The organism is Photobacterium sp. AWH4_225, from assembly GCF_056158405.1.
The window spans coordinates 1,560,382-1,573,141 of sequence record NZ_JBSWTF010000001.1 but is presented as its reverse complement, the minus strand read 5'-3'; the positions used below and the strand labels follow the sequence as shown (position 1 = coordinate 1,573,141).

Genomic DNA, 12,760 nt, shown 5'->3' with positions numbered 1-12,760 from the left:
AACTATAAGTATAGACTGTGAGCAGCCGCTTTCCGGTTCTGTTATTGCGCCTTTTTCAGCTTTTGTTCTTCACCTTTTTTCTCATTGGTACCCTTTGCCGTCTTTTCTTCAGCTTTACCTTTTGGCGTAAATTCAACAACATGCTGAGTTTCCGCAGGGAAAGTGGTACCGAAGAATTTACCACCGCGGTCAATACTCAAGTTATCGCAATAGATACTGCCTGAGACCACGCCTTTATCTAAAATCTCGATGGCATTAGCACGGCACACCCCTTCGATTTCACCATTAACGATGATTTTGTCCGCCCAAACCTCACCTTTGATTGAACCGCTTCGGCTAACAATTAATCCTTTTTCTAGCTTCAATGTTCCGTCGATATTGCCATCGACTTGCATGTCACAACTTAGCTTGAGTTCGCCTTGGATGTCACATCCCGCTGCGATGACAGTTGTAGTTGTTTGCTGACTTGCTGCTCCACTTTGTTTATTAAAGATGCCCATTGAATATTTCTCTCTTTTTCAAAAATATGTTCAAAATTGTCCAAACTCCAATCAACGAAAGGCCGAGGGTTCAACGCCCGCCCAACGAAGCGCACTTCATAATGCAGATGGGGCCCGGATGACAAACCTGAGTTTCCGGAATAGGCAATGAGATCGCCTTTATTAACAAAGTCACCGGCTTTCACGGCAAATTTGTGTAGATGGGAATAAGAAGAAGAAAAGCCAAAGGTATGCTGCAAGCGCAAGAAGTTACCGGAGCCCTCTTTACTCGGACGAACGGTTTCCACGACACCATCTGCTGGTGCGTAAACAGGCGTACCGGTATTAACCGCAAAATCCAAACCACGGTGTAAACGCCGCTTACCTGTCACGGGGTGTACGCGGTATCCAAATTGCGAAGACTGCCTGGCATTCAGAACGGGAGCACCATTGGGCAAGCTCTCTAGAATCGCGGTACGGACGGCAGAGTTAATCGCCGCAACATCCAAGCGTTGCTCGATGGCATCGACTTCCCCGGTCACATCAACTCCCAATAGGGTTTCGAGCTCATGCAGTCGATCTGACACGCCGCTCAGTCTATTCTCACGGGCATCCAGATCGGCTTCTAGGTCGAATTTCAGCGACTTCAGCTGTTCAAGCTCCTCAGTCAATGTTGATGACTGAGCTTCCAATTCCATTTGTTTATATTTCGCGTCATCGGCTTCTGACTTTAGGTACACCATCCAACCTACCGCGGTTAACGTTACCGTCACTGCGGATATTGCCAACCAACGTAAGTTCCGCTGAGCCCTATTACTCAGCTGAAAGTGTTTAGATCCATGTATCGAGGAAACCGATATCGTGATTTGTTCCTTCATAAGGGTACTAGCTATTGATAAATCACTTATTTTATAAGCGACCAATGTTCCATTTGTATTAAGCGAGACACGTCAAATTCTTAAAATTAACATTCAAGCTGATTATTGTTAGTATGCAATCAGCTGCTTTTAAAGCATTTTTGATAACTCATTATTAACAATGCATACTGATATTTTGCTTACTAGGGACAGTAACAGATGATTTCAATCAAGGAACTATTTCGACGTAAACCTTGGATACTCTCCGCATTTATTTTGCTCGGTATCGGTCTTTGGTTATTTACTGGCCAGCAAAAGACCCCATCTGACACACCAGTTCCTACTGAGCAAGGTACAGATAACTCCACCGCACCTCCTCTGGCTAAAGTGGTTATCGAGAAGTTCACTGTCGAGCCTGTCACCCGAACGCTTTCCTTATATGGTCGAACCGCGCCCAACCGCAAAGCCACACTCGGTGCTGAAGTGGCCGGTAAGGTTGAAAACTTATTGGTACGCAAAGGGCAGCATGTCAAAACCGGCCAGCCGTTAATCCAACTCGACAAAGCAGATCGCGAACTGCAACTTGCTCGTGCCACAGCATTGCTTAAGGTCAGGAATCAGGAGTTCAATGCTTCTAAATCACTGAAAAATAGAGGCCTTCAAGGTGAAGTAGCATTCAGCCAAGCAGAAGCAAACCTGATTGAAGCAAAGGCGCTGGTTAGAGGCTTGGAGCTAGCATTGGGTAACACCGAAATCTATGCCCCTTTCGACGGCATTATCGAGCTCCTCTATATTGAAAAAGGGGATTATCTCGGTGTGGGTGACCCGATCATTTCTATTGTCGATTTAGACCCTCTCGTGATTAGTGCCGATGTCAGCGAGCGACATATCGACAAGATTTACAAAAGCCAACCGGCTGAAGTCAGCTTGGTCACTGGGTTTACCACGACAGGACAACTTAGCTTCCGAGGTGCCGTCGCCAATGAATCCACCAACACCTACCCAATTGAAGTGGAGATCAGCAACCCTGAGATGGCACTCACAGCAGGCACCAGCGCCAACCTCGATTTGATCTTGGCAACCGAGCCGGCAATAAAAATTACCCCTTCTATGTTGGCTCTAGATGAAGCGGGTAACTTGGGGATCAAAACCTTGGCTGAAGACGACAAAGTTCATTTCGTACCTATCTCCATCGTAAAGGTCGAGCCTGACGGTGTTTGGCTTGGTGGCACAGACACAACGGTAGATGTCATTACCACAGGCCAAGGGTTTGTTAGAGATGGTGATACCGTAATTCCTGTTCGCCCAAGTTCAGCTCAAGCAAGTGGGAGTGAGTAATGTTTGCCATTATAGATGCGGCGATAAACCGCTCTCGTACCATGCTTACCCTGCTGGTTCTGATCTTGCTGGCGGGGGTGATTACCTATCGAGTCATCCCCAAGGAATCTAATCCGGATATTACCATTCCCGTAATTTACGTTTCGGTAAGCCATCAAGGGATTAGCCCGATAGATGCCGAGCGCTTACTTGTTAGACCTCTGGAAAAAGAACTGCGCTCCATCGAAGGCGTCAAGGAAATGAGCGCTGTTGCGTCTGAAGGACATGCCTCGGTCACGCTTGAGTTCATTGTCGGCTCCGATATCAACACCGCCCTGACCGATGTCCGCGAGGCGGTTGACCTTGCCAAGCCCAAGCTCCCCGAAGATGCCGATGAGCCTACCGTACATGAGGTTACCCTCGCCAGTTATGAGCCGGTACTTTCTCTGGTGCTTTATGGCACTGTTCCTGAACGCACCACGATTCAAATTGCCCGTGAACTACAGGACAAACTAGAGAGCTTCAAGCAAGTACTGGAAGTAGATATTGCCGGTGACCGGGAAGATGTCGTCGAGGTACTTGTCGAACCATTGCTGATGGAGAGCTATGGCCTTGACCAAGAAGATGTCTTTAATCTTGTTGCCCGTAACAACCGCGTGGTCGCCGCAGGTTTTGTCGATACAGGCTACGGGCGTTTTTCGGTCAAGGTGCCGTCAGTATTCGACTCATTGAAAGACATCCTCGAGTTACCGATAAAGGTAGACGGTAATAAAGTGGTGACCTTCAGCGATGTCGCAACCATTCGCCGTGCATACCGCGACCCTGACAGCTTTGCCCGCCTCAATGGTGACACTGCTGTCGTATTGGATGTCAAAAAGCGTGCTGGCGAAAACATCATCGAAACAGTCAATATCGTTAAAGCCGTCGTCGAACAAGCGCAAAAACGACCTGAGTGGCCTGACAATCTATTGGTTGAATACACCCTCGATCAATCTGATGATGTTGAGACCATGCTCAATGACCTACAGAACAACATCTTGTCGGCCATTATCCTCGTTGTGATTGTCATCTTGGCGATACTGGGAACCCGTACCGCTTTCTTGGTTGGCGTCTCGATTCCTGGCGCTTTCCTGACAGGTCTTTTGATGTTGGCGGTGAGTGGAGTCACGGTCAATATGATCGTGCTTTTCGCGCTGATTATGGCCGTCGGTATGCTGGTCGATGGCGCAATAGTTGTAACCGAGTATGCCGATCGAAAAATGCAGGAAGGGACAGGCCGCAAACAGGCTTACCGAGAAGCCGCCAAGCGGATGGCATGGCCGATCACGGCTTCGACGGCAACCACCCTAGCAGCATTTGCCCCATTGCTGTTCTGGCCAGATACCACCGGCGAGTTCATGCGCTATCTGCCTTTAACCCTGATCGCAACATTATCCGCCTCGCTGTTGATGGCACTGTTGTTTGTCCCTGTATTGGGTAGCGTACTAGGTAAACCGCAGTACACCACCAAGCGGGAGCAAGAGCGTAAAATCGCGATGGAAAAAGGCGATTTCAGTCAAGCCAGAGGGATCACCAAACTCTACCTTTCCAGCTTGGCGGTAGCTATCAAGCACCCGATAAAGATCCTGATAGCCGCTTTTGTTTTCGCTATTGCCGTCGGCTTTGCATACAGTAAGGCGGGCCTTGGCGTGGTGTTCTTCCCTGAGGTCGACCCGCCTCACTTTACGATTAAAGCACGCTCTCATGGCGACTTATCAATTTTTGAGAAAGATGCCTTAATGCGCCAGATAGAGCAACGCATCATGGGCACGGCAGGGATTAAAAGTGTCTATACCCGCACAGGGGGCAGTGATGAAATCGGCCAGATCCAGTTGAACCCTCTGGATTGGCAAGAGCGTCGACCAATCAAAGACATCATTGCAGAGATGCGCGAGAAAACCGCTGATATTGCCGGGATTGAGCTTGAATTCAAGTTCCCGCAGGCGGGACCGCCAAGTGAGCATGATTTAGTTATTGAGGTGTCCGGTAACAACACTGAAGACATGAACGATGCAGTTCGGCAAGTCCGATACTGGTTAGAGTCCCATCAAGCTTTCACCAATATCTCAGATACTGCAGATAAAGAAGGTATCGATTGGGAAATCAACATCAACCGTGATGATGCAGCCCGTTTTGGTGGTGATGCCACCCTAGTCGGCAACACGGTACAGTTCGTGACAAACGGCCTGAAGATTGGAGAGTTCCTGCCAGATGATACCGACGAGGAAGTCGATATCCTGGTTCGCTACCCAGAAGACAAAAGGGATATCGGTCGCTTTGATGAGCTCAGGGTGAAAACACTTTATGGCATGGTGCCTATCACTAACTTTGCCAGTATTACCCCATCACCGAAACAAGGCACTATCAACCGCCTCGATGGTAAGCGGGTCATTGAAGTTATGGCTGATATGGCGACCGGTTATAACCTGAGTCTGCAACTACCAGTCATTAATGCAGCGATTGCGGAGATGCCTCTCGCCAAGGGGACTCTGGTGACGGTACGCGGGCAAAATGAAGATCAGGAGAAATCTTCTGCCTTCTTGCAAAATGCATTTTTGGTTGCCCTCGCGGTAATGGGACTGATTTTGATCACCCAGTTCAACAGCTTCTATCAAGCGCTGCTGATCTTGAGTGCGGTACTGTTCTCGACCGTTGGTGTGTTCTTGGGACTACTGATATTCCAGCGCCCGTTTGGCATTATCATGTCAGGGATCGGGGTGATTTCGCTGGCAGGTATTGTGGTTAACAACAATATCGTATTGATTGATACCTATAACCAACTCCGACACAGCGGGCTGGATAAGGTAACAGCCATCATGCATACCGGGGCGCAACGTTTACGTCCTGTACTGCTCACCACAATCACCACGATTTTGGGTTTGCTGCCTATGGTGCTTGAGATGAATATCGACCTGATCAACCGATTGGTTGAGTTCGGCGCCCCAAGCACCCAATGGTGGTCACAACTCGCGACAGCGGTAGCTGGCGGGCTGGCGTTTGCCACTTTGCTGACGCTGATCCTAACGCCATGTCTGTTAATGCTGGGACGAGATCATAAACCGCAACTTGATCAACGCGAACCCAAGCCTCAACAACACGATGAAGGCCTTAACACCCCGTCAATCAAAGGCGAAAAAAGCCGCTTAGTTGATCCGGAAGATGTTGTCGAACAGCAATTAGGAAAAGTGTTTGTGCAAGAGGCTGGCGCAACAACTACCTTAACGTCAAGTGAAGTGGAACGAGATAAGTAACTTCTGTATTGCTAACATGCTAAGCCGCCATCGTATGGCGGCTTTTTTATTTCTTGGTAATTCAGCCTAATGCCCATTTAATCACCACAGCAAGCAGGCTAACAGCCAGGATGCCACCTAGGTAGAGAGCAACAAACCAGAACCACCTTTTAAAACAAGGATTAATCATTAGTGATATCCCTCGTCTTCTTTGAGCTTGCCTCTGAATACCCAATAGGAGTACGCCGTATAGCCTATGATCAGCGGTAATAAGAACACCGCACCGCTGAGTAAGAATTTCAGGCTAGTATCCGGCGCAGCCGCATCAGCATAAGTAATGGCGTGAGGCACAATGTAAGGGTAAGTACTGACTCCGAAACCCAAAAAAGCCAGGAAGAACAAACCCAATACTACCAGATAGGCTTGCACTGGCTTATGCTCCATCAGATCTTTGAACAACAGGTAGACCAGAAAAGCAGAACAACCAGGTATCAATAAGAACAGCAGTGCTTGTGGGAAAGAGAACCAACGATCTGCAATCGTTTCATTGCCCAATGGCAACCAAAGACTAAGGATACCGACCATCACCACCATAATGAGCGCACAGCGCTTGGCAATCACATAGAAGCGCTGGTGCATACCGTGTGGCATTTTGATCAGCAGCCAGCACGCCCCGAGCAAGGTATAAGCTGCAACAGTCACAAATCCACAGTACACACTGAATGGCGTAAACCAATCAAACCAACCTCCGCTGTATGCCCTATCGGTAACGCTAACACCCTGCAGTAAGGTTCCGAGGATCATACCTTGTGTGAAAGTGGCCATTAACGAGCCAAGGAAGAACGAGCTGTCCCATAGGAACTGCCCCCGCTTGGTCCTGAAACGATATTCAAAAGCGACACCACGGAATATCAGCCCCAATAGCATCATAATGATCGGGGCATACAAGGCAGGCATTGCGACGGCATACGCCAAAGGAAAGACAGCAAACAATCCTCCACCGCCAAGTACAAGCCAAGTTTCATTGCCATCCCATACCGGTGCGATGCTGTTCATCATCAAATCCCGCTCTTTGGTAGAGTCGGCAGAAATGAACAAGATACCAATACCTAGGTCGAAACCATCAAGAATGACGTAAGCGAAAACGGCTACTGCTATCAAGATGTACCAAATCAATGCGTAATCCATAGCTCATGCCTCACATAGTCAATTTGTTTGAAGAAGCCAGTGATTGTTTTTCTTTGTCCTCATCGCCGACATCCGGCACACTAGATGTCGGTGGCATAACGTATTTTGTCGGCGGCTTGCGCATTAAGCGAAGCAGGTAGAAGAAACCAGCGCCAAACACAGTAAAGTACACCAGCACAAACGCAGCTAGAGACACACTTACCGCTGCGGCATCTACCGGAGATATCGATTCTGATGTTCTCAGCAAGCCATAAACAGTGAATGGCTGACGCCCTACTTCTGTAGTGATCCAGCCGCACAAAATAGCAATAAAGCCTGCAGGTCCCATTGCCACACAGCAGCGGTGGAACAATTCGTTATGGTAAAGCTGGCCTTTTTTGCGCAGCCACAGGCTGTAGAGACCGATAGCCAGCATCAAGAAACCGATACCAACCATGATCCTAAAGCTCCAGAACACAATGGCAACTGGTGGGTGATCTTCTTCAGGAAATGCATCCAGTCCTTTTACTTCTCCATTCCATTCATGGGTTAGAATCAAACTGCCGAGATGCGGAATAGCAATTTTGTAATCGACTTCTTTAGTTTCCTCATTAGGTAAACCAAACAGAATCAATGGCGCGCCTTGCTGAGTTTCATAATGCCCTTCCATCGCGGCCACTTTTGCAGGCTGATGTTCAAGGGTATTAAGACCATGCATGTCACCCACCACGATTTGAATAGGTGTGACAATTGCAGCCATCCACAGCGCCATGGAAAACATGGTTCGGGCCAAATGGTTGTTTTGAGATTTGAGCAAGTGATATGCCCCCACCCCACCGACTACGAAAGCAGTGGTCAGAAACGCGGCTAACACCATATGGACTAATCGATAAGGGAAGGAAGGATTGAACACCACGGCCCACCAGTCCTCAGGGATGAACTGCCCGAGTTCGTTCATGGAATAACCAGCTGGGGTCTGCATCCAACTATTCACTGACAGTATCCAAAATGCTGACATCAAAGTACCAATGGCTACGATTACCGTAGACATAAAATGCAATTTCTTACCAACTCGGTTCATCCCAAACAGCATAACGCCAAGGAAACCCGCTTCAAGGAAAAACGCGGTGAAAACCTCGTAGCCCATCAGCGGCCCCAGTACCGGACCTGTTTTATCAGAGAAGACACTCCAGTTGGTCCCGAACTGGTAACTCATGACAATGCCGCTGACCACACCCATACCAAAACTGATGGCAAATATTTTTATCCAGTATTGATAGAGCTCGATGTATTTGTGCTTACCGGTCTTGAGATACAGGCCTTCCAAGACTGCTAAATAACTTGCGAGTCCGATAGTGAATGCCGGAAAAATAATGTGAAAAGAAACAGTGAAGGCAAATTGGAATCTAGCAAGATCGACCGCGAGTTCATTCATGGTTTCTCCTTAATACCTAATCTGACGCGCCTTTTTTTGGATAAGTATTGAGATAAAAACAACACTTTCCATACTGTGTTTTGTACGCGTTGCTTAACAGTATGGTTCATCTTGCAAAGATATGGCGAAGAGACACCAAACTAGATTTTTCGACTAGCTTGCCGAGTACATAAGGTGCGTTATAGTTAAAACATTGCTAATCGAAATTCCCACTCAGCCCGTAGCAGTAGCAATAAATCTGCTGGCAATCCCATGCCAGTTTTTCGTGAGGGCTAAACAATGAGTCTTAAGTCGACATTAGAAAAGTTTGAACACGCCTTTGAGCCAGGAGGCAAATACCAAAAGTGGTTTCCACTTTACGAAGCATTTGCGACATTGCTTTACACTCCAGGACAAGTTACTAACAAACTAACCCATGTTAGAGACAGCATCGATCTCAAACGGATCATGATAATGGTTTGGCTAGCTGTATTTCCGGCCATGTTTTGGGGATTATACAATGTCGGTAACCAGACGGTTATTGCACTAAACAGTCTGTATTCACCGGAAGAGATACAGCAACTAGTCAGTGAAAACTGGCAATACTCAGCGACTCTCGCTCTAGGGGGGAGTTTATCCGAGTCCGCCAGTTGGGCAAGCAATATGCTGCTCGGTGCTTTTTACTTTCTACCCATCTACATAACCGTATTCATTGTTGGCGGTTTTTGGGAAGTGCTGTTCGCCATTATCCGCAAGCATGAAATCAATGAAGGGTTCTTTGTTTCATCCATTCTGTTTGCTTTGATTCTGCCGCCTACCCTTCCATTGTGGCAAGCTGCACTGGGGATCACCTTCGGGATTGTGGTAGCAAAAGAAGTATTTGGTGGTACCGGACGTAACTTCCTCAACCCTGCCCTAGCTGGCCGAGCATTTTTGTATTTTGCCTACCCGGCTGAGATTTCTGGCGGTATGGTATGGACAGCGGCAGACGGTTACACCGGGGCAACCGCGCTGAGTCAGTGGGCTGAAAACGGCTCGACCGCCATGGTACACAATGCCACAGGCGAAGCCATCACCTGGATGGATGCCTTCGTCGGTAATATTCCCGGTTCAATCGGTGAAGTCTCGACCTTGTTCCTATTAGTGGGTGGCTTGATGATCATGCTAATGGGTATTGCCTCGTGGCGAATTGTCACCGGGGTTATGGTAGGGATGATAATCACCGCCACGCTGCTCAACCTGATTGGCTCTGACACTAACCCAATGTTCGCCATGCCGTTTTGGTGGCACCTTGTTTTGGGCGGCTTTGCTTTTGGTATGTTCTTTATGGCGACAGACCCTGTTTCCGCCGCATTTACTAACAAGGGTAAATGGGCCTACGGGCTCTTAATTGGGGTGATGACGGTATTTATTCGTGTTGTCAATCCGGCCTACCCTGAAGGCATCATGCTGGCAATCTTGTTTGCCAACCTGTTTGCCCCATTGTTTGACAACTTAGTCTCGCGTGCCAACGCCAAGCGTCGACTAAGTCGTCATACCACTAGCTAGACCCAATTCTCCCCTAACGAGTATTTTGCTTAGGGGAGCTTCTTCCTGCTGTTTTTTCCAGAACTTATTCAAGCTAGGCAATCGACAAATATCATCGGTTCTTGATAGCGGACTGGTACCCCTTCTTCAATCAAGTCATCAATCACATCATCGGCCATTTCAACAAAGGCTTCACTGAGCAGATCACAAATCGCTTCCCCACCTTGGGTAATCGCCAGTGCAGAAAACCAAAGCTTTAGCTGAATAGATCGCTGAGCCAATTTGCGGAACAATCCATCACAATCGGTTCGGGCAATATTGATAATCAACTCGCACAAGCAGGCAGCAAGCCCTTGCTGACGAAATGCTTCTTTTACATAAATGGTATGAAGCGTGACTTCATAAAACAGTTCTGACGACTTACGCGGATTGTGGGGATCTTCGAGGTAACGACTAAATGTCGCCACTGCAGCTACCTCACCATTGACGTACACTTCCAGTGCAATATCACTTGCCTGATCCGATTGGCGACTATGGGCAGTTGCCATCTGATTATCTGCAATCACCGCCTGAACCTGATGGTAATCCTCATCAAGAGATTCAACCTCACTTGTCAGCTCAGACAAAGGCTTAATCACAAGCTGCCAATCAGATTTAGGCAATGGCGGTGCAAGGCCAAGCAGGGCTAATTCAGTACTCGACATTAGTGCCAAATTTAAGGAGTCGGAATGGATAGATGAAGATGTGTGGTGAGAAGATTCCATGATCACTCCCTTTGATTTTGCAAAATCGGAGTGTATCAAAACATATTAAAATCACGGTGATGCAATTAAACATCTGTGAGCGGGGTTTCATTTTGTAGGCGTAGAATAAATAAAAGGGCCATCAGGCCCTGCTCACAGATTAGCTTTCATATGAAAGCTTACTGCCAAACTGCCCTTGCCAGTCGGTAGAGAATTGATTGACCGCAGGCTGTACCGCTGGGTTTGCCAGCATTTGCCCCATAACATCTGTCGGAACGGTAATTGCTCCGATACCCAGTTTCATCACTTCTGTTACCTGGCGGGTATTTTTGAAGCTAGCAGCTAGAATCTTGCTCTGGCACTGGTTGGCATCAAGGAGTTGCTGCAAGTCAGCCACAATAGCAATGCCATCCGTCCCCATACCATCGATACGATTCACATATGGGGCAAGATAGTCAGCGCCAGCCATCGCAGCAAGGAAGCCTTGGTAAGCACTGTAAATTGCAGTAGCTAGAACTTGGATACCTTCTTGTTTCATCTTACGAATCGCCGCCAAACCAACTTCGGTCGCAGGCACTTTCACCACAACATCATACGGCATTGCATCTAATGCCTTGGCTTCGGCCACCATATCTTCAACCGTGGTACTGACCACTTGGGCATGAAACCTTGCGTTAGGCCCTAGGATTTCTGCCGCTCCTGCCAATACTTCATTCAGTCCTTTTCCCTCTTTCGCAAGAATCGACGGGTTTGTCGTGATGCCCCGCAGAGGTAGGCAGTGGCTAAAGCGTTTAATTTCAGCTAGATCCGCAGTGTCCAAGTAATACTCAATCATGGTGTCATCCTCAATGTGTTTCGTTGGGCACACTATAACGCTACCAAGCCGAGTAAAATTTGATCGCAATCAAATTAAATTTTATTCGAAAGTTATAACGTTTCGAATATCGAAAGACAAAATCACAATATCGACCCAAATCTGAAAATGCTAACGGCAGCGCTCAGAGCATTACTGCAATGTGAAATGCATATTCGAGAGAGTACGAGTGAGGTATCCATGCACTTTAATATCCAACACTTTTCAACCCATGATGGTGACGGGATCCGAACGATCCTTTTCCTGAAGGGGTGTAGCCTTGCATGCCCATGGTGCCAGAACCCTGAAAGTCGCAGCGAAAAACTCTCACTTCTGTTTGATGAGCGCCTATGCCTTGCTGATTGTGATCAGTGCATTAAGCAAACATCACCTGTTGAGCGTGAGAACGGGAATGTCATCTTCCGCGATGCAGAAAATAGAATTCAAATTCAAAGAGATAAGCTAAAGCAGCAAACGATAGAAACTCTCCGTGGTGTGTGCCCAAGCCAAGCGCTCAGTGTTGTCGGCGAAGATTCCGACATCGAACAGCTCTGCCAGCAATTATTGAGGGATAAACCCTTCTATGAACAGAGCAAAGGTGGGGTCACCTTTTCGGGCGGGGAACCACTGATGCAAGCGGGATTGGTTAGCGAAATTGCTAAAAGGCTGCAGAGTGAAGGGGTCAATACCGCCATTGAAACTTGCCTACATGTACCTTGGAAACATGTCGAGCAAACCCTGCCCTTTATTGACTGCTGGCTAGCTGATCTCAAGCACACCGATAGCGAGATTTTCAAAGCATGGGCCCATGGCTCACTGAGCCGGATCCATAAAAACCTCATTCAACTCGGAGAACGTGCCAAGCGCATGATCATTCGAGTACCTGTTGTGCCTGGATTTAATGATAGCGATAGCCAACTTCGCAACATTATCGATTTTGCCGCCCAGCTAGATAGCTGTGAGGTCGTGCACTTGCTGCCCTACCACACTCTGGGCATTAACAAATATAACCTGCTGGATATGCCTTACCTATGTGCGGACCAGCCATTGAACAACCCTGAACTGCTTGAGCGGGCCAAAGCCTATGGCGAATCACACCCGATCAAACCAATGACGATTACGATTAGAGGCTAA

9 protein-coding genes and 1 pseudogene are annotated in these 12,760 nt (G+C 47.8%); 4 read left to right on the top strand and 6 right to left on the bottom strand.

All coding sequences use genetic code 11. The features are described 5' to 3' along the window. Positions 1 to 41: 41 nt before the first annotated feature. Together ACXAD4_RS07550 and ACXAD4_RS07545 are read right to left on the bottom strand one after the other, a co-directional pair. Positions 42 to 395 (bottom strand): bactofilin family protein, encoded by a 354-nt coding sequence (locus tag ACXAD4_RS07550; protein WP_475240223.1) that lies wholly within the window; start codon positions 393 to 395, stop codon positions 42 to 44. An 8-nt stretch (positions 396 to 403) separates the two neighbouring features. After that, on the bottom strand, positions 404 to 1,357 hold the full coding sequence (locus ACXAD4_RS07545; RefSeq protein WP_475240221.1) for a M23 family metallopeptidase: 954 nt from the start codon (positions 1,355 to 1,357) through the stop codon (positions 404 to 406). A gap of 198 nt (positions 1,358 to 1,555) precedes the next feature. Here ACXAD4_RS07545 and ACXAD4_RS07540 point away from each other — a divergent pair, with 198 nt between their 5' ends. Together ACXAD4_RS07540 and ACXAD4_RS07535 are read left to right on the top strand one after the other, a co-directional pair. Further along, the gene (locus tag ACXAD4_RS07540; RefSeq protein WP_475240219.1) at positions 1,556 to 2,674 is read left to right on the top strand and encodes an efflux RND transporter periplasmic adaptor subunit; all 1,119 of its coding nucleotides are present in this window, start codon (positions 1,556 to 1,558) and stop codon (positions 2,672 to 2,674) included. Further along, positions 2,674 to 5,751 (top strand): annotated as a pseudogene (locus ACXAD4_RS07535) (efflux RND transporter permease subunit); the annotation flags it as partial. The gene ACXAD4_RS07540 and the pseudogene ACXAD4_RS07535, both read left to right, overlap by 1 nt. A 360-nt stretch (positions 5,752 to 6,111) precedes the next feature. On the opposite strand, the gene cydB reads toward ACXAD4_RS07535, so the two are convergent. Continuing rightward, positions 6,112 to 7,110 carry a cytochrome d ubiquinol oxidase subunit II gene (gene cydB, locus ACXAD4_RS07530; RefSeq protein WP_475240217.1) on the bottom strand — a complete coding sequence of 333 codons (999 nt, stop codon included), beginning with the start codon at positions 7,108 to 7,110 and terminating at the stop codon, positions 6,112 to 6,114. Positions 7,111 to 7,120: 10 nt separating this feature from the next. Continuing rightward, the gene (locus ACXAD4_RS07525) at positions 7,121 to 8,524 is read right to left on the bottom strand and encodes a cytochrome ubiquinol oxidase subunit I (RefSeq protein WP_475240215.1); all 1,404 of its coding nucleotides are present in this window, start codon (positions 8,522 to 8,524) and stop codon (positions 7,121 to 7,123) included. A 279-nt stretch (positions 8,525 to 8,803) separates the two neighbouring features. Between ACXAD4_RS07525 and ACXAD4_RS07520 the strand changes: the two genes are divergently transcribed. Next, on the top strand, positions 8,804 to 10,051 hold the full coding sequence (locus tag ACXAD4_RS07520) for an NADH:ubiquinone reductase (Na(+)-transporting) subunit B (RefSeq protein ID WP_475240212.1): 1,248 nt from the start codon (positions 8,804 to 8,806) through the stop codon (positions 10,049 to 10,051). Positions 10,052 to 10,119: 68 nt separating this feature from the next. Here the strand turns inward: ACXAD4_RS07520 and ACXAD4_RS07515 are convergent, their stop codons facing one another. Beyond that, positions 10,120 to 10,794, bottom strand: coding sequence for a GNAT family N-acetyltransferase (locus tag ACXAD4_RS07515; protein ID WP_475240209.1), 675 nt, complete (start codon positions 10,792 to 10,794; stop codon positions 10,120 to 10,122). 139 nt (positions 10,795 to 10,933) lie between these two features. Continuing rightward, on the bottom strand, positions 10,934 to 11,608 hold the full coding sequence (locus tag ACXAD4_RS07510) for a fructose-6-phosphate aldolase (RefSeq protein ID WP_475240207.1): 675 nt from the start codon (positions 11,606 to 11,608) through the stop codon (positions 10,934 to 10,936). 219 nt (positions 11,609 to 11,827) lie between these two features. Here ACXAD4_RS07510 and ACXAD4_RS07505 point away from each other — a divergent pair, with 219 nt between their 5' ends. Next, positions 11,828 to 12,760, top strand: a complete 933-nt coding sequence (locus ACXAD4_RS07505) for a glycyl-radical enzyme activating protein (protein WP_475240205.1) — start codon at positions 11,828 to 11,830, stop codon at positions 12,758 to 12,760.

What these genes read in the sequence shown, in the direction of transcription:
- ACXAD4_RS07550 (WP_475240223.1), bottom strand. Translation starts at nt 395, where the DNA reads ATGCAAGTCGATGGCAATATCGACGGAACATTGAAGCTAGAAAAAGGA.
- ACXAD4_RS07545 (WP_475240221.1), bottom strand. Translation starts at nt 1,357, where the DNA reads ATGAAGGAACAAATCACGATATCGGTTTCCTCGATACATGGATCTAAA.
- ACXAD4_RS07540 (WP_475240219.1), top strand. Translation starts at nt 1,556, where the DNA reads ATGATTTCAATCAAGGAACTATTTCGACGTAAACCTTGGATACTCTCC.
- cydB (WP_475240217.1), bottom strand. Translation starts at nt 7,110, where the DNA reads ATGGATTACGCATTGATTTGGTACATCTTGATAGCAGTAGCCGTTTTC.
- ACXAD4_RS07525 (WP_475240215.1), bottom strand. Translation starts at nt 8,524, where the DNA reads ATGAATGAACTCGCGGTCGATCTTGCTAGATTCCAATTTGCCTTCACT.
- ACXAD4_RS07520 (WP_475240212.1), top strand. Translation starts at nt 8,804, where the DNA reads ATGAGTCTTAAGTCGACATTAGAAAAGTTTGAACACGCCTTTGAGCCA.
- ACXAD4_RS07515 (WP_475240209.1), bottom strand. Translation starts at nt 10,794, where the DNA reads ATGGAATCTTCTCACCACACATCTTCATCTATCCATTCCGACTCCTTA.
- ACXAD4_RS07510 (WP_475240207.1), bottom strand. Translation starts at nt 11,608, where the DNA reads ATGATTGAGTATTACTTGGACACTGCGGATCTAGCTGAAATTAAACGC.
- ACXAD4_RS07505 (WP_475240205.1), top strand. Translation starts at nt 11,828, where the DNA reads ATGCACTTTAATATCCAACACTTTTCAACCCATGATGGTGACGGGATC.